This window comes from Pantoea agglomerans, assembly GCF_020149765.1.
In the GTDB taxonomy this organism is placed as follows: domain Bacteria; phylum Pseudomonadota; class Gammaproteobacteria; order Enterobacterales; family Enterobacteriaceae; genus Pantoea; species Pantoea alvi.
Genome location: NZ_CP083809.1, coordinates 1,328,334 through 1,345,463 on the forward strand (window position 1 = coordinate 1,328,334; position 17,130 = coordinate 1,345,463).

Sequence of the window (17,130 nt, forward strand, 5' to 3'; positions counted from 1 at the left end):
TGCGGAGATGAGTACGATGAGCACCCTTAGTCAGGAAGCTATCCTGGTTCACGAAGCGCTGCTGGCGCGAGGCCTGGAAACGCCGTTACGCGCGCCGACGCGTGAAATGGATGACGAAACCCGTAAGCGCCTGATCGCCGGCCATATGACCGAGGTCATGCAGCTGCTGAATCTGGATCTTGAGGATGACAGCCTGATGGAGACGCCGCATCGCATCGCCAAAATGTATGTGGATGAGGTCTTTTCCGGCCTGGATTACGCTAACTTCCCGAAAATCACCGTCATCGAAAATAAGATGAAAGTGGATGAGATGGTGACGGTGCGCGATATCACCCTGACCAGCACCTGCGAGCACCACTTTGTGATTATCGACGGCAAAGCGACCGTGGCCTATATTCCGAAAGAGAAGGTGATTGGCCTGTCGAAGATTAACCGCATCGTGCAGTTCTTCGCCCAGCGCCCGCAGGTGCAGGAACGTCTGACGCAGCAGGTGCTGGTGGCGCTGCAGACGCTGCTTGGCACTAACAACGTCGCGGTCTCTATTGATGCGGTGCACTACTGCGTGAAAGCGCGCGGAGTGAAAGACGCCACCAGCGCGACCACCACCACCTCGCTGGGCGGCCTGTTTAAGTCGAGCCAGAATACTCGCCAGGAGTTTCTGCGCGCGGTGCGTCATATTTAACACCATTGGTTATGCACCGACGCGGGTGAGATGACCCGATCGCAAAGACGCAAAAGCGGGCATCCCTGCCTGTCCGGCCCGCGTCGCAGGCAACCTCAGCGGTGAGGTGCGCCCGTAACCGGGCCAGCGCGCTGCGGCATGGTTCAAAAACGTTCCTGACGTTTTGTCCCTGACGCGGCGTGCTTTGCTCTTCGGTTTATCTCACTCGTTTGCATGCCTGTGCGCCGCCTGTTCTCAGGCGGCGCTGTTCCACGCCAACAGGGACCGATATGCAACGTTATCCTATGCTGGATTTTATTCGCGGCTGCGCCATCCTCGGCATTTTGTTGCTCAATATCGTCGGCTTCGCCTTACCTTCCGCCGCCTATCTCAATCCCGCCTGGCACGGCGATCCCGCTACCGACGAGGTCTGGACCTGGGCGGTGCTCGACCTGCTGGCGCAGATGAAGTTCCTGACGCTGTTCGCGCTGCTGTTCGGCGCGGGCCTGCAGCTTCAGCTGCCGCGCGGCGGCCGCTGGCTGTCGGCGCGCCTGACGCTGCTGGCGCTTATTGGCCTGTTTCACGCTCTGGCGATGTGGGAAGGGGATATCCTGCTCGATTACGCCATTATTGGCCTTATCGTCTGGCGTACGCTGCGCGACGTGCCCGCAACGCGCAGCCTGTTTCACACCGGCGCGCTGCTCTACCTGGTTGGCTGCGGCGTGCTGCTGATCTTCGGATCGATCTCCGATCCCGAGCCGAGCCGCTCCTGGCTGCCCGGCGCGGCTGACCTGGAGTATGAACATTTCTGGAAGCTGGCCGGCGGCTGGGAGGCGGTGCAGAACCGTCTCGATCATCTCTCCTCCAGCCTGATGGCGCTGGCGGCGCAGTATGGCTGGCAGCTGGCCGGGCTGATGATGATGGGTGCCGCGCTGCTGCGCTGCGGCTGGCTGACCGGCGAGTTCAGCCTGCGCCACTACCGCCGCTGCGCCGCGCTGCTGCTGGCATCAGGCTACGCCATCGCCCTGTCTGGGGTGGTGGCGCAGTGGATGCTGCACTGGTCGTTTCGCTGGAGCGGCTTCTACTTGCAGGTGCCGCGCGATCTCGCCAGCCCGTTTATCAGCCTTGGCTACGCCGCGCTGATCCTCGGCTACTGGCCGCAGCTGGCGCGCTGGCGCGTCACGTCGGCGATAGAGTGCGTCGGCCGCATGGCGCTGAGCAACTATCTGCTGCAGACGCTGATCTGCACCACGCTGTTCTACCGCTTCGATCTCTTTATGCGCTTCGACCGTTTGCAGCTGCTGGCCTTTGTGCCCGCTGTCTGGCTGGTCAATATTCTCTTCTCGGTAATCTGGCTGCGCTTTTTCCCGCAGGGGCCGCTTGAATGGCTGTGGCGCCGCCTGACGCAGCTGGCGGCGGGGAAAACGCCGCATCGCCTCTGAGTCAGATAATGATATTCATCACAAAGGTTGCATAATTGTATGTAACCGTTTTCATCAGTGTGACGTGATTCACGCTGTCGCCGCGCCCTGCCTGCCAGAATAGCGCCGGGTTTACTTCCTGGCGTGATGCCTTTTTTTCCTCTGTGGAACAGCTGCATGATAACGATTCGTGATGTTGCCCGTCTGGCTGGCGTGTCGGTGGCGACCGTCTCGCGCGTGCTGAATAACAGCACCGCCGTTACCGCGGACACCCGTGACGCGGTGCTGCAGGCGGTAGATTCACTGGGCTATCGGCCTAACGCCAACGCGCAGGCGCTGGCGACGCAGGTCAGCGACACCATCGGCGTGGTGGTGATGGACGTCTCCGATCCCTTCTTTGGCGCGCTGGTGAAAGCGGTGGATACCGTGGCGCAGCGCCTGCATAAACATGTGCTGATCAGCAACTCCTGGCATCAGGAAGATAAAGAGCGCCATGCCATTGAGGTGCTGATCCGTCAGCGCTGCAATGCGCTGGTGGTACACGCGAAAACGCTTTCAGACGCCGAGCTTGCCTCTTTTATGCAGCAGGTGCCGGGCATGGTGATGGTTAACCGCATTGTGCCTGGCTTCGCCCATCGCTGCGTCAGCCTGGATAATGTGGCGGGGGCGCTGATGGCGACCCGTATGCTGCTGCAGCAGGGGCACAGCCGCATCGGCTATCTCTGCTCCAGCCACGACATCGAGGATGTGCGGCAGCGGCGCGAAGGCTGGGAGCAGGCGCTGGCGGAGCAGGGGATTCGGCCGCAGGAGGGCTGGATCGCCTGCGCCGAACCCGATATGCAGGGCGGCGAGGCGGCGATGGTGGAGCTGCTGGGCCGCAATGTGCATCTCAGCGCCATTTTCGCCTATAACGACGGCATGGCGGCCGGTGCGCTTACCGCCCTGAAAGATAACGGCATTCAGGTGCCGCAGCATTTCTCAATTATCGGCTTCGATGATATCCCGATGTCACGATACACCGATCCCCAACTGACAACGGTACGCTATCCCATTGTTTCTATGGCGAAACTTGCCACTGAGCTGGCGCTGAGCGGCGCGGCGGGCCAGCTGGACGTCAGCGCGCAGCATGTCTTTATGCCGACCCTGGTGCGTCGTCATTCCGTGGCGCAGCGGCAAAATGTGGAGTCGGTCACTAATTCAGGCGATAGCGCCATGTAACCGTTTTCAATCTGTGATTGTATTCACAGTTAATTAACATGCCGCTCACTATGATGGCAGCGTCTTACCGGACTGAAACATTATGTAACGCCGTTATAACCGCAGCTGGCGTGGTTTCAGCAACCCGTTGAAAAAGTTCATCACATCTTCAGGATGCGTTGTCGCACAAGGAAGTCAGATTTCTGGACGGCGTTTCAGCGGGGCAGCGCGATTTCACTCGCCTCTTTGCGACTCGTCGAATCTTATTTTATCGAAAGCTCCTGCGCGCCTGACGCGCCTGAGCCAGTACTACCCTGCAAAAAACCGGAGATACCATGAATAAGAAGGTTTTCACGCTCACAGCTTTGGTTGCCAGCATGATGTTCGGCGCAACGGCACACGCAGCGGACACGCGTATCGGCGTGACCATCTACAAATATGACGACAACTTTATGTCGATGGTTCGCAAAGACATCGAGAAAGAGGCCAAAACCCTCGGCGGCGTGCAGCTGCTGATGAATGACTCGCAGAACGATCAGTCCAAACAGAACGATCAGATCGACGTGCTGATGGCGAAAGGCGTGAAGGCGCTGGCGATTAACCTGGTGGATCCGGCTGCGGCGGCCGTGGTGATTGATAAAGCGCGCGGCAACGATGTGCCGGTGGTGTTCTTTAACAAAGAGCCGAACGCGAAAGTGCTGGCCAGCTACGACAAGGCCTACTATGTCGGCACCGACTCAAAAGAGTCCGGCATTATCCAGGGCAAACTGATTGAGAAGCACTGGAAAGCCTCGCCGAACTGGGACCTGAACAAAGATGGTCAGATTCAGTTCGTGCTGCTGAAAGGCGAGCCGGGCCACCCGGATGCCGAAGCGCGTACCAAATACGTTATCGATACCCTGAATCAGGACGGCATCAAGACCCAGCAGCTGGCGATGGATACCGCGATGTGGGATACCGCTCAGGCGAAAGACAAGATGGATGCGTGGCTCTCCGGCCCGAACGCTAACAAAATCGAAGTGGTGATCGCCAACAACGACGCCATGGCGATGGGCGCGGTGGAAGCGCTGAAAGCGCATAACAAGACCTCGATTCCGGTATTCGGCGTCGATGCGCTGCCGGAAGCGCTGGCGCTGGTGAAATCGGGCGCGCTGGCGGGCACCGTGCTGAACGATGCGGAAAACCAGGCGAAAGCGACGCTGGATATGGCGAAAAACCTGGCGGATGGCAAAGCCGCGACCGAAGGCACCAGCTATAAGATCACCGATAAAATCGTCCGCGTGCCTTACGTGCCGGTCGATAAAGAGAACCTCTCTCAGTTCCAGAAGTAATCCTGTCCGGGCGCGGCTGAGCCGCGCCCTGTTTTCACGTGACCAACGCTTTTTTTAGCCAGGTAAATTATGGCCAGTGATAATCCGACCGCGCAGCGTGAATATCTGCTGGAAATGACGAACGTCTCGAAATCATTTCCAGGGGTTAAAGCCTTAGATAATGTAAATTTAAAAGTGCGGCCTCACTCCGTTCATGCATTGATGGGTGAAAACGGCGCCGGTAAATCGACATTATTAAAATGCCTGTTTGGTATTTATAAAAAAGATACGGGGAGCATCCTGTTTCAGGGTGAGGAAGTTGATTTTAAAAGTTCCAAAGAGGCGCTGGAAAACGGCGTTTCGATGGTGCACCAGGAGCTGAACCTGGTTTTACAGCGCACCGTTATGGACAATATGTGGCTGGGTCGCTATCCGCAAAAAGGGCCGTTCGTCGATCAGGAAAAAATGTATCGCGACACCAAAGCGATTTTCGACGAGCTGGATATCGATATCGATCCGCGCGACAAAGTGGCGACGCTCTCTGTTTCGCAGATGCAGATGATCGAAATCGCCAAGGCGTTCTCCTATGATGCCAAAATCGTCATCATGGATGAGCCGACCTCTTCGCTGACGGAAAAAGAGGTGAACCATCTGTTCACCATTATTCGCAAGCTGAAAGATCGCGGCTGCGGCATTGTTTATATCTCGCACAAGATGGAGGAGATTTTCCAGCTGTGCGACGAGATCACTATTCTGCGCGACGGCCAGTGGATCGCCACCCAGCCGCTGGAAGGGCTGGATATGGATAAGATCATCGCCATGATGGTCGGCCGTTCCCTGAACCAGCGCTTTCCCAACAAAACCAACGTGCCGGGCGAAACCATTCTTGAGGTACGTCATTTAACGTCGCTGCGTCAGCCGTCAATTCGCGACGTCTCGTTCGATTTGCGCAAAGGGGAGATCCTCGGCATCGCCGGGCTGGTGGGCGCCAAGCGTACCGATATCGTCGAAACGCTGTTTGGCATTCGCGAGAAGGTGAGCGGCACCATTAAGCTGCACGGCAAGGCGATTAATAACCACAGCGCCAACGAAGCCATTAACCACGGTTTCGCGCTGGTCACGGAAGAGCGCCGCTCGACCGGTATTTATGCCTTTCTCGATATCGGGTTTAACTCGTTAATCTCCAATATCAAGAAATATAAAAACACGCTCGGGCTGCTCGACAATAAGCGGATGAAAAGCGATACCCAGTGGGTTATTGACGCCATGCGGGTAAAAACGCCGGGTCACCATACGCAAATTGGATCGCTTTCGGGCGGTAACCAGCAAAAGGTAATTATCGGCCGCTGGCTGCTGACCCAGCCTGAAATACTGATGCTTGATGAACCGACGCGCGGTATTGACGTCGGCGCGAAATTCGAAATCTACCAGCTGATTGCCGAGCTGGCGAAGAAAGAGAAGGGCATCATTATTATCTCCTCTGAGATGCCGGAGCTGCTGGGCATTACCGATCGTATTCTGGTAATGAGCAACGGCCAGGTAGCGGGCATTGTAGATACCAAGACAACCACGCAGAACGAAATATTGCGTTTAGCGTCATTACACCTTTAATGAAGCAAGGGCTGTTAACATGAAAGCGACTACTAAAAAGAATGCGCTAACCTGGCTGAAAGAGGGCGGCATTTATGTCGTTCTGCTGGTTTTGCTGGCTATTATTATTTTCCAGGATCCAACCTTTTTAAGCCTGATGAACCTGAGTAATATTCTTACCCAGTCCTCGGTGCGTATTATTATCGCGCTGGGCGTGGCGGGGCTGATCGTTACGCAGGGTACCGACCTTTCGGCCGGTCGTCAGGTGGGTCTGGCGGCGGTGGTGGCGGCGACGCTGCTGCAGGCGATGGATAACGCCAATAAGGTGTTTCCGACGCTGGATACCGTGCCGATTCCGGTGGTGATTCTGGTGGTGTGCGTGATTGGCGGTCTGATCGGCCTGCTGAACGGCCTGATTATCGCCTATCTCAAGGTGACGCCGTTTATTACCACGCTCGGCACCATGATTATCGTCTACGGCATCAACTCGCTCTATTACGACTTTGTCGGCGCGTCGCCGATTGCCGGGTTTGACAGCGGCTTCTCGAAGTTTGCTCAGGGCTTCCTGCGCTTTGGCGACTTCAAGCTCTCCTACATTACCTTCTACGCGATTGTCGCCATCGTTTTCGTCTGGATTCTGTGGAACAAGACCCGCTTCGGCAAAAATATCTTTGCTATCGGCGGTAACCCGGAAGCGGCGAAGGTATCTGGCGTTAACGTCAACTTAAACCTGATTCTGATCTATGCGCTCTCCGGCGTGTTTTACGCCTTCGGCGGTATGCTGGAAGCGGGCCGTATCGGCAGCGCCACCAACAACCTCGGCTTTATGTATGAGCTGGACGCCATCGCGGCGTGCGTGGTGGGCGGCGTCTCCTTTGCGGGCGGCGTGGGTACGGTAGCGGGCGTGGTGACCGGTGTGATCATCTTTACCGTGATCAACTACGGTCTGACCTATATCGGCGTGAACCCTTACTGGCAGTACATTATCAAGGGCGGCATCATTATCTTCGCCGTGGCGCTGGACTCGCTGAAATATTCTCGTAAGAAGTAAGGATGAGACGTTACTGAAGAAGAGCGACCTTTGGGTCGCTCTTTTTGTTTGCGGGTGCCCCTTGTGTGTGTAAGAAGCGGCGCGGGACGCTTTGCTCCACATCCCCTGTCGCCCACCAGGCAGGCTTTTGAGCCGCCTGAATGAAACGGCACGGAGCTCTTTCTATTTGTGCGCTTTCTGCTCGCTTTCCAGCAGCTGCTCCGGCGTCACTGCCGGATAGCTCTGCGCATCTTCCGGCACCTCATGTACCGCCGGGATCGGCACCAGCGGACCCAGGAAGCGCGGTTCGCGCTTCATCACGTAGAGATCGGCCAGCGCACCGAGGCGGGCGCCCACCTCGCGGAAGCGGACGCTGAGCATATTTTTTGGTGACGGCACCGCATAGCACTGCGCCTGAATCCCCATATGCAGGGCGATAAACAGCGCGCGCTCGCAGTGGAAGCGCTGGGTAATAATAATAAAGTCGTTGGTGTCGAACACTTTGCGCGTGCGCACGATAGAGTCGAGGGTGCGGAAACCGGCGTAGTCCAGCACGATATCCTGCGGATCGACGCCGGCTTTGATCAGATCGCGGCGCATGGTCATGGGCTCGTTATAGCTGCTCATGGCGTTGTCGCCGCTCAGCAGCAGATAGTTAACCTTGCCGCTGTTATAGGCGTTCAGTGCGCCCTGAATGCGATAGAGGTAGTACTGATTGTAGACGCCGGTGCGGTAATACTTCGCGGTACCCAGGACCACGCCAACCTGACGATGCGGCAGCGAGGCGACATCTTCATAAATATAGGGGGCGGTTTTCCAGCTGATCCAGCGATCCAGGCCGAGCGCGGTCGCCACCACCAGTAAGATGATGAATAAGAGACCAATAAAAACGCGTTTCAACATACGCGTGAGCGCTCGGAGTCAGGAAAAAAGGGTGCATCAAGGCTACTTGAGGAGCGGTTGCGAAGCAAGGCACCGCCGGTTGGCTGATGGATTTTTGCACGGTTGCCGGGCCTGAAGCGGCCCGGCGACCGGTTGTCAGATTGAGGTGCGGCGATAGTGGCGGTACTGCGGCAGCCAGAAATTATTGGCCACCGCCTGTGACAGCACATCTTCCGACGTCACCACCGCAACGCCCGCCAGCTGGGCGGCTTTACCCACTTCCATGGCGATGATTTTCGACACGCCCTGAATATCTTTGATCTCCGGCAGCACCGGGCCTTCGCCTTCGTTTACCAGCGGCGAGCAGTCGGCCAGCGCGCGGCTTGCCGTCATCAGCATTGAGTCGGTGACGCGCGTCGCGCCGGAGGCGATCACCCCCAGCCCGATGCCAGGGAAGATATAGGAGTTGTTGCACTGGGCGATCGGGTAGACTTTGCCTTTCCAGCTTACCGGCGAGAAGGGGCTGCCGGTCGCGACCAGCGCCGCGCCGTCGGTCCAGGCGATAATATCCGCCGGGGTTGCTTCCACGCGCGACGTCGGGTTTGAGAGCGGCATAACGATAGGGCGCGCGCAGTGCTTGTGCATCTCGCGGATAATCTCTTCGGTAAACAGGCCCGGCTGGCCGGAAACGCCGATAAGAATATCGGGACGGGCGTTGCGCACTACGTCCAGCAGCGAGATAGCATCGCTGGCGGTATCCCACTCTTTCAGGTTCTCGCTCTTCTGCACCAGCTTGCTCTGGAAGTCGAGCAGGTTCGGCAGTTTATCGGTCAGCAGGCCGAAGCGGTCAACCATCAGCACGCGGGCGCGCGCCTCTTCGTCGCTCAGGCCTTCCGATTTCATCTGCGAGATAATCTGCTCGGCGATGCCGCATCCGGCAGAGCCTGCGCCGAGGAACACCACCTTCTGCTCGCACAGGCGGCTGCCTGCGGCGCGGCTGGCGGCAATCAGCGTGCCGACGGTCACGGCGGCGGTGCCCTGAATATCGTCGTTAAAGCAGCAAATTTCGTCGCGATAGCGCTGCAGCAGCGGCATGGCGTTTTTCTGCGCGAAGTCTTCAAACTGCAGCAGCACGTTCGGCCAGCGGCGTTTTACCGCCTGGATAAAGTCATTAACGAAGGCGTCGTACTCTTCGCCGGTGATGCGCGGATGACGCCAGCCCATATAGAGCGGATCGTTAAGCAGCTGCTGATTGTTGGTGCCGGCGTCCAGCACCACCGGCAGCGTATAGGCCGGGGAGATGCCGCCGCAGGCGGTATAGAGCGACAGCTTGCCGATAGGAATACCCATGCCGCCGATGCCCAAATCGCCAAGGCCGAGAATGCGCTCGCCGTCGGTGACCACAATCACCTTCACGTTCTGCTTGGTGGCGTTTTGCAGCATATCTTCGATATGGGCGCGGTTCGGATAAGAGATAAAGACGCCGCGCGCGCGACGGTAGATCTCGGAAAAGTGTTCGCAGGCTGCGCCGACGGTCGGGGTATAGATAATCGGCATCATCTCTTCGAGATGGTTGTCGAGCAGGCGATAGAAAAGGGTTTCGTTGGTGTCCTGAATATTGCGCAGGTAGACGTGCTTATCGTTATTGTTTTTAAAGTCCTGGAACTGACGCCAGGCGCGCTCTGCCTGCTCTTCAATGCTCTCAACCGCTTCCGGTAGCAGGCCGTTGAGGTTAAATTCGTTGCGCTCTTCCAGTGAGAAGGCGCTGCCTTTGTTCAGCAGGGGAAATTCCAGCAGGATCGGGCCAGCGTAGGGGATATACAGCGGACGCTTACTTTCGTACTCATGTTCCATGAATTGATGCTCCGGTTGCGGTGTTGTCTGGCAAAGCTCAGACGCCAGTCGTTCTTTTTTTGTGTTGCTGGCGCACGATCCTATGAAATTTCTCGCCGATGTACAGCTTTTGTAAATAAAAGATATCGGAAGTGTTGGAAAGCGTGTGCTGTGCCTCAGCCTTTGCGCAGCGTCACGCGGACCAGCTGCTCGCACCCCAGCGCGGCCAGGGTCGCCTGAGTGGCGGCGAACTGAGCCAGCGTAGCGTTTTCCACTTCGGCCAGCGCGACTGCCTCGATGCTTTCGCAGGCTTCCCCCTGCATATTCAGCAGGATCAGCGCTGCCTGAAGCGGCGGCAGGCTCGGGTTAAAGGCGGCGTTCTCGGCGTAGCGTCCGGTGACCGTCACGCCGCTCGCGGTGCGCAGCGCAATGCCGCTGTGCGAGCCGCTGTAGGGCGCATGGCTCTGGTTGGCCGCCGCGACTGCCGCCTGAGCGAGCGCGTCGCCGTCCGCCTGATAGCCGTGATCCACGCTATCCAGCAGCAGGGTAGTAATGTTCAGATCGCGCGGGCCGAAGGCGTCGGGCAGGTAGTCAGCCAGGGTGCTGACGCCGCGGCCCGGCAGGCTGATGCGCAGTTCGGTGCCGCTGTTGAGTTCGTTCATAAACTGGCGGCAGTGGCCGCACGGCGTGTAGTTGACGGTGACGGCCTCCAGGCGCTGCTCGCCGCGCAGCCAGGCGTGCGCGATGGCGCTCTGTTCGGCGTGGATCGTCTGCTGCAGCGCCACGCCTGCGAACTCCATATTGGCACCGAAGTACCAGTAACCGCTGACGCCGCGCGCCACGGCGCCGACGTTGAAGCGCGAGACCGGCGCGACCGCGCAGGCCGCCGCCAGCGGCAGCAGCGCCAGCGCCAGCGCGTCGGCATCCAGCCGGGTCTGCTGCATCAGCGACGCGACCTGCTCCGGCGTCAGCGCCGCCTTAAACTGCGCATCGTCAAGAACCGGACGCAGGGCGCTTTGCAGAGCAGCGGGCAGCGCGTCGAAGGCGGAGGTGAAACGTGGATGCATGATAGCCTCGTCAATATCAGGCGGCCCATTGCCGCCAGAGGGGTTATATGTGATCTGTATCGCTCTGACAATGCAACAGATTTGCATCGTTTCAACTTTGCGAGATCTATCGCAAAGTTTTACCCAAGAGCGTGCAGCAGCAGCGGAAAAATAAAGGGCGCCAGCAGCGAGGTGATAATGCCGCACAGCACCAGCGCCAGCGAGCTGAACGCCCCCTCCTGATAATCCACCTCCGCCGCGCGCGCGGTGCCGAGCGCGTGTGACGCATTGCCGATCGCCAGCCCGCGCGCCGCGCGGGTTTTTACCCCCAGCAGGTTCAGCACCATATGGCCGAAGACCGCGCCGAGCACGCCGGCAATCAGCACGCAGATAGCGCTGATGGCGGGAATGCCGTGCAGCGAGGCGGAGACCGCCATGGCGATGGGCGTGGTGACCGATTTGGGCAGAATAGTGGCGGCGATTTCTGGCGTCGCGCCCATCCACAGCGCGATAGCGGTGCCGGAGACCATCGCCGTGAGGCTGCCGATAAAGCAGACGCCGATCAGCGATTTCCAGCGCGCGCGAATTTGATGCATCTGCTCATAGAGCGGCAGCGCCAGCGCCACCACCGCCGGCTGCAGCAGCTGGTTAAGGATCTGGCTGCCGGCGAAATAGCGCGCGTAGGGGATCTGCAGCACCAGCAGCAGCGGGATAATGATCGCCATCGACACCAGCAGCGGATTGATTATCGAGATTTTCAGCTTCGCCGCCAGGCGGCGCGCCAGCATAAAGGCGCCGACGCTCAGCGGCAGCGACCACCAGATGTCACTCACTCGGCTTCTCCTGCACGCTGCGCGTATGAATTTTATGGGCGCTCCAGCCGACAATCGTCAGCACCAGGAAGGTGCTGATGACAACAGAGACCACGATGGGACCGAACTGCGCGCTCAGTACGTCGGTGTAGTTGATGATGCCGACGCTGATGGGCACAAACAGCAGCGCCATATAGCGGATCAGCAGATGGCAGCCTGGCTTTACCCAGTCCACCGGCAGGATTTGCGTCGCCAGCAGCGCGAACAGCGTCAGCATGCCGAGGATACTGCCGGGAATGGTGATCGGCAGCAGCAGGGCGATGGCGTTGCCCGCATAGAGGCAGAGATAGATGATGACGAAGGCGCGCACGTAGCGCCAGCACAGAGAGAGCAGAGTGGACATAGCAGGCTCCTGTTTTTACTGCACAACATCATACGCGACAAAGCATAAAAAAGGGCGACATTGCTGTCGCCCTGGGCTTTAACTAGGGTGCCGGTCGCGGGTGACCTGGACCGATCGCAAAGTCGCTCAAGGCATCCCTGCGCGCTCGGCACGCGACATCCTGTCGCGTGACGCTTTGCTCTTCGGTCCAGGTCACCCACTCTTGAACTATTGTGCGGCCAGCAGGGCGACCCCAAGTGTGCGGCCAGCAGGGCGACTCCAGGCCGCCTCAATCCCCGCCTGCGCCCTTTACTTAACCGGCATGCCCGGCTGCGCGCCGCTGTCAACGGAGAGCACAAACAGATCCTTCCCGCCAGGGCCAGCAGAGAGCACCATGCCTTCCGAGACGCCGAAGCGCATCTTACGCGGCGCAAGGTTAGCAACAATAATGGTCATCTTGCCGATCAGCACCGACGGATCCGGATAGGCCGCGCGAATACCAGAGAAAATCTGGCGCTTCTCGCCGCCCAGATCGAGCTGCAGGCGCAGCAGCTTATCGGAACCCTCTACCAGCTCGGCGTTTTCGATCAGCGCTACGCGCATATCGACCTTCGCAAAGTCGTCGATGGTAATGGTATCGCCAATCGGCGCATCCGCCAGCGGGCCGGTGGCCGGTTTACTGGCGGCAGCCGCGTCCTCTTTTGACGCTTCAATCAGCGCATTAACTTTGGTCATTTCAATACGTCCATACAGTGCCTTAAACGGCGCAACCTGGTGGTTAAGCAGCGGCTGCGCAATCGCATCCCAGCTCAGCTCGCTATTAAGGAAGGCTTCGGCGCGCTCGCTCAGGCTCGGCAGCACCGGCTTCAGCCAGGTCATCAGCACGCGGAACAGGTTAATGCCCATCGAGCAGATCGCCTGCAGATCGGCGTCGCGGCCTTCTTCTTTCGCCACTACCCACGGCGCCTGCTCATCCACATAGCGGTTAGCCAGATCGGCCAGCGCCATAATTTCGCGAATGGCGCGGCTGTACTCGCGGCTCGCCCAGGCGTCGCCAATCTTGTCAGAGGCCTCAACAAAGGTCTGGTAGAGCGCCGGATCCGCCAGCTCGGCTGAAAGCTGGCCGTTAAAGCGCTTGGTCAGGAAGCCAGCGTTGCGCGACGCCAGGTTCACCACCTTGTTGACGATATCGGCGTTGACGCGCTGCACGAAATCTTCCAGATTCAGGTCGATATCGTCGATGCGCGAAGAGAGCTTGGCGGCGTAGTAGTAGCGCAGGCTGTCGGCGTCCAGATGCTGCAGCCAGGTGCTCGCCTTAATAAAGGTGCCGCGCGACTTAGACATCTTGGCGCCGTTTACCGTCACATAGCCGTGTACGAACAGATTGTTGGGCTTGCGGAACTGGCTGCCTTCCAGCATCGCCGGCCAGAACAGGCTGTGGAAATAGACGATATCCTTGCCGATAAAGTGATACAGCTCGGTGGTGGAGTCTTTCTTCCAGAACTCGTCGAAATCGATATCGCCGCGCTTGTCGCACAGGTTCTTGAACGCGCCCATATAGCCGATCGGCGCATCCAGCCAGACGTAAAAATATTTGCCCGGCGCGTTGGGGATCTCAAAGCCGAAGTAGGGCGCGTCGCGGGAGATATCCCACTGCTGCAGGCCAGATTCGAACCACTCCTGCATTTTATTGGCCACCTGCTCCTGCAGCGCGCCGGAACGGGTCCACGCCTGTAGCATGGCGCTGAACGACGGCAGATCGAAGAAGAAGTGCTCGGAGTCGCGCATTTCCGGCGTGGCACCCGATACCACCGACTTCGGCTCGATCAGCTCGGTCGGGCTGTAGGTGGCGCCGCACACTTCGCAGTTGTCGCCATACTGGTCCGGCGATTTGCATTTCGGGCAGGTACCCTTAACGAAACGGTCCGGCAGGAACATCCCTTTTTCCAGATCGTAAAGCTGCGAAATAGTGCGGTTCTTAATAAAACCGTTCTCTTTCAGGCGGGTGTAGATCAGCTCAGAGAGCACGCGGTTCTCATCGCTGTGCGTCGAGTGATAGTTGTCGTAGCTGATGTTGAACCCGGCGAAGTCGACCTGATGTTCCTGACTCATTTCGGCAATCATCTGCTCCGGCGAAATGCCTAACTGCTGCGCTTTCAGCATGATCGGCGTACCGTGCGCGTCGTCGGCGCAGATGAAATAGACCTGATTGCCACGCATTCGCTGGTAACGCACCCAAATGTCTGCCTGGATATGCTCGAGCATGTGGCCGAGATGGATTGATCCGTTCGCGTACGGCAGGGCGCACGTTACCATTATTTTTTTAGCGACTTGAGTCATAGTTTGCGTAGCTTTCTGTTGATTGAAAAAACGGGCTTAGATGGTAACTCATGCCCTGGCGGGCGTAAACACAAGGGCGGGTCTGGCGTCTACCGCGCCGACATCTGATATCATTGTTGTGATACCGCTGAACCCAGCGACAGAAAAAATAACAAGGAGTGGGGATGACAGCACAATCCCAGACATCACATTCACCTGAAGCCTTGCGCGCCGTGGTAATGGGCGTACTCAGCGGCTTTCAGCATCCGACCCTCGAACGCAATCTTACCGCGCTGAAAGCGCTGCATCATGTGGCGCTGCTGGACGGCAAGCTGCATATCGAACTCTGCATGCCGTTCGCCTGGGCGAGCGCGTTTGAAGAGCTAAAGGCGCAGGCCAGCGCTGAGCTGCTGCGCCTGACCGGCAGCGAGGCGATCGACTGGCGGCTGCGTCACGATATCGCCACCCTGAAGCGCGTCAAAGGCCAGCCCGGCGTTAACGGCGTGAAAAACATTATTGCCGTCAGCTCCGGCAAGGGCGGCGTCGGCAAGTCGAGCACCGCCGTCAATATGGCGCTGGCGCTGGCGGCGGAAGGGGCGCGCGTCGGCATCCTCGACGCGGATATCTACGGCCCCTCGGTGCCCAACATGCTGGGCACCGAGCATGAGCGTCCCACCTCGCCGGACGGCACCCATATGGCGCCGATTATGGCGCACGGCCTCGCCACCAACTCTATCGGCTATCTGGTTACCGACGATAATGCGATGGTGTGGCGCGGCCCGATGGCGAGCAAGGCGCTGATGCAGCTGCTCAACGAAACCCTCTGGCCCGATCTCGACTATCTGGTGCTTGATATGCCGCCGGGCACCGGCGACATCCAGCTGACGCTGGCGCAGAGCGTGCCGGTGACCGGCGCGATTGTCGTGACCACCCCGCAGGATATTGCGCTGATCGACGCGCGCAAAGGCATGGTGATGTTTGAGAAGGTCAACGTGCCGGTGCTGGGCGTGGTGGAAAATATGAGCCTGCATATCTGCAGCCACTGCGGTTTCCATGAGCCGATCTTCGGCACCGGCGGCGCGGAAAAGCTGGTGGCGGACTATCAGACGCAGCTGCTGGCGCAGCTGCCGCTGCATATTAACCTGCGTGAAGATCTGGACGACGGCGAGCCGACGGTGATCCGCCGACCGGAGAGCGAGTTTACCGCGCTCTATCGCCAGCTGGCGGGCCGCGTCGCGTCGCGCCTCTACTGGCAGGGGGAAGTGATCCCCGGCGATATCGCCTTCCGCGCGCTGTAAAATCCTGTGCCGCTGGCGTCACCTCAGGACGCCAGCGGAAAGTGCATCAGCACATATTTTCCCTGCTCGCTCTCGCCCTGCGCGATGATCTTCCAGCCGTGCTTTAAATAGAACGCCTGCGCCGCCTTGTTCATCAGCAGGCACTTTAGCGCGCCGGTGCTGGTAAAGCGCGCCTGGACTCTCTCCAGCAGCGCGCTGCCAACGCCGCGGCCCTGCCAGGCGGGATCGACATAGAGGCTGTGAAGGAAATTGTCATTTTCCAGCACGCCGGCAAAGCCGACGCGATGGCCATCCAGCTCGGCCACCCAGACGGTCTCGCCCAGAATCACGCTGTCGAAATCTTCCAGCTGCCAGTGGCTGTCGTCGAGCCAGCGCCAGTTATGGCGGCGCGCGGCCAGGAACAGCGTGCGCAGGAATGGACGATCGGCTTCGGTATAAGAACGTATCTGCACGGTAAACTCCCTTAACGGCAATCAGCATGCCGGCCATATCCGCAAACGGGAGAGAGGCGCTGGCTCGTTATTATTAAGCGTCTCTACAAAACTAGCAGGTCTACGACGAAAAGATAAACCGCGTTAAATCAAGGTGCTTTGCGTGTAGAATGCCGGGGCGGCGTCAATAGCGGTGCGGCTTGCCGCGTTTGATAGCTTTCGTTTATCTGATTGATAACGACTGCATATTAGAAGTTGGCCCGAAAATTTTGTAACGTACATCACATCTTTTAGCGGAGGACTTCAGATGTCTATCATTAATACCAAAATCAAACCGTTTAAAAACACTGCGTTTAAAAACGGCGAATTCATTGACGTAACTGAGAAAGACGTTGAAGGTAAATGGAGTGTGTTCTTCTTTTATCCGGCTGACTTCACCTTCGTATGCCCGACCGAACTGGGTGATGTGGCTGACCACTATGAAGAATTCCAGAAACTGGGCGTAGATATCTACTCTGTTTCTACCGACACCCACTTTACCCACAAAGCCTGGCACGGTTCTTCTGAAACCATCGCGAAAATCCAGTACGCCATGATTGGCGACCCGACTGGCGCGCTGACCCGCAACTTCGAAATCATGCGCGAAGCTGAAGGCCTGGCTGACCGCGGTACGTTCATCGTTGACCCGGAAGGCATCATCCAGGCGATCGAAATCACCGCTGAAGGTATCGGCCGCGACGCGTCTGACCTGCTGCGTAAAGTGAAAGCGGCACAGTACGTTGCTTCTCACCCAGGCGAAGTTTGCCCGGCTAAATGGAAAGAAGGCGACGCAACCCTGGCTCCGTCTCTGGACCTGGTTGGCAAAATCTAATTTCCCTGCCGCTTTTCGATCTTTCTCTAATCGGGTGCTGCGGCACC

At 58.4% G+C, this 17,130-nt stretch carries 15 protein-coding genes; 8 read left to right on the forward strand and 7 right to left on the reverse strand.

Features of this window, described 5'->3' with window-relative positions; translation table 11 throughout:
* Positions 1–16: 16 nt before the first annotated feature.
* The 6 genes from folE to mglC all read left to right on the forward strand — a co-directional run bounded on the left by folE (position 17) and on the right by mglC (position 7,230).
* Positions 17–682 (forward strand): GTP cyclohydrolase I FolE, encoded by a 666-nt coding sequence (gene folE, locus LB453_RS08975; RefSeq protein WP_033750312.1) that lies wholly within the window; start codon positions 17–19, stop codon positions 680–682.
* A gap of 269 nt (positions 683–951) precedes the next feature.
* On the forward strand, positions 952–2,103 hold the full coding sequence (gene yeiB / locus LB453_RS08980; protein WP_103794104.1) for a DUF418 domain-containing protein YeiB: 1,152 nt from the start codon (positions 952–954) through the stop codon (positions 2,101–2,103).
* A gap of 156 nt (positions 2,104–2,259) precedes the next feature.
* Positions 2,260–3,300: an HTH-type transcriptional regulator GalS gene (gene galS / locus LB453_RS08985; protein ID WP_103794103.1), complete on the forward strand. Its 1,041-nt coding sequence runs from the start codon at positions 2,260–2,262 to the stop codon at positions 3,298–3,300.
* A 314-nt stretch (positions 3,301–3,614) separates the two neighbouring features.
* The gene (gene mglB, locus LB453_RS08990; protein ID WP_033791578.1) at positions 3,615–4,610 is read left to right on the forward strand and encodes a galactose/glucose ABC transporter substrate-binding protein MglB; all 996 of its coding nucleotides are present in this window, start codon (positions 3,615–3,617) and stop codon (positions 4,608–4,610) included.
* A 69-nt stretch (positions 4,611–4,679) separates the two neighbouring features.
* A complete protein-coding gene (mglA, locus tag LB453_RS08995) occupies positions 4,680–6,200 on the forward strand; it encodes a galactose/methyl galactoside ABC transporter ATP-binding protein MglA (RefSeq protein WP_103794102.1) in 1,521 nt (506 codons plus the stop codon).
* A 19-nt stretch (positions 6,201–6,219) separates the two neighbouring features.
* Entirely contained in the window at positions 6,220–7,230 is a 1,011-nt protein-coding gene (gene mglC / locus LB453_RS09000) for a galactose/methyl galactoside ABC transporter permease MglC (protein WP_103794101.1), read from the forward strand.
* 162 nt (positions 7,231–7,392) lie between these two features.
* Here the strand turns inward: mglC and sanA are convergent, their stop codons facing one another.
* The 6 genes from sanA to metG form a co-directional block, all read right to left on the reverse strand.
* Positions 7,393–8,112, reverse strand: a complete 720-nt coding sequence (gene sanA / locus LB453_RS09005) for an outer membrane permeability protein SanA (RefSeq protein WP_103794100.1) — start codon at positions 8,110–8,112, stop codon at positions 7,393–7,395.
* Positions 8,113–8,247: 135 nt separating this feature from the next.
* Entirely contained in the window at positions 8,248–9,945 is a 1,698-nt protein-coding gene (locus LB453_RS09010) for an NAD-dependent malic enzyme (RefSeq protein ID WP_103794099.1), read from the reverse strand.
* A gap of 155 nt (positions 9,946–10,100) precedes the next feature.
* Positions 10,101–10,991, reverse strand: coding sequence for a cytidine deaminase (cdd, locus tag LB453_RS09015; protein WP_103794098.1), 891 nt, complete (start codon positions 10,989–10,991; stop codon positions 10,101–10,103).
* A 119-nt stretch (positions 10,992–11,110) separates the two neighbouring features.
* Entirely contained in the window at positions 11,111–11,803 is a 693-nt protein-coding gene (locus tag LB453_RS09020; RefSeq protein ID WP_103794097.1) for a CidB/LrgB family autolysis modulator, read from the reverse strand.
* Complete coding sequence (locus LB453_RS09025; RefSeq protein WP_103794096.1) at positions 11,796–12,185, reverse strand: CidA/LrgA family protein; 390 nt, start codon at positions 12,183–12,185, stop codon at positions 11,796–11,798. The genes LB453_RS09020 and LB453_RS09025 overlap by 8 nt, the downstream gene beginning before the upstream one ends.
* Positions 12,186–12,473: 288 nt before the next feature.
* Positions 12,474–14,504: a methionine--tRNA ligase gene (metG, locus tag LB453_RS09030; protein WP_103794095.1), complete on the reverse strand. Its 2,031-nt coding sequence runs from the start codon at positions 14,502–14,504 to the stop codon at positions 12,474–12,476.
* Positions 14,505–14,668: 164 nt separating this feature from the next.
* Here metG and apbC point away from each other — a divergent pair, with 164 nt between their 5' ends.
* On the forward strand, positions 14,669–15,781 hold the full coding sequence (gene apbC, locus LB453_RS09035; protein WP_103794094.1) for an iron-sulfur cluster carrier protein ApbC: 1,113 nt from the start codon (positions 14,669–14,671) through the stop codon (positions 15,779–15,781).
* A 23-nt stretch (positions 15,782–15,804) separates the two neighbouring features.
* Here apbC and LB453_RS09040 read toward each other — a convergent pair whose 3' ends face one another.
* Positions 15,805–16,233, reverse strand: a complete 429-nt coding sequence (locus LB453_RS09040; protein WP_103794093.1) for a GNAT family N-acetyltransferase — start codon at positions 16,231–16,233, stop codon at positions 15,805–15,807.
* Between the two features lie 286 nt (positions 16,234–16,519).
* Between LB453_RS09040 and ahpC the strand changes: the two genes are divergently transcribed.
* A complete protein-coding gene (ahpC, locus tag LB453_RS09045) occupies positions 16,520–17,083 on the forward strand; it encodes an alkyl hydroperoxide reductase subunit C (protein ID WP_103794092.1) in 564 nt (187 codons plus the stop codon).
* Positions 17,084–17,130 lie beyond the last annotated feature (47 nt).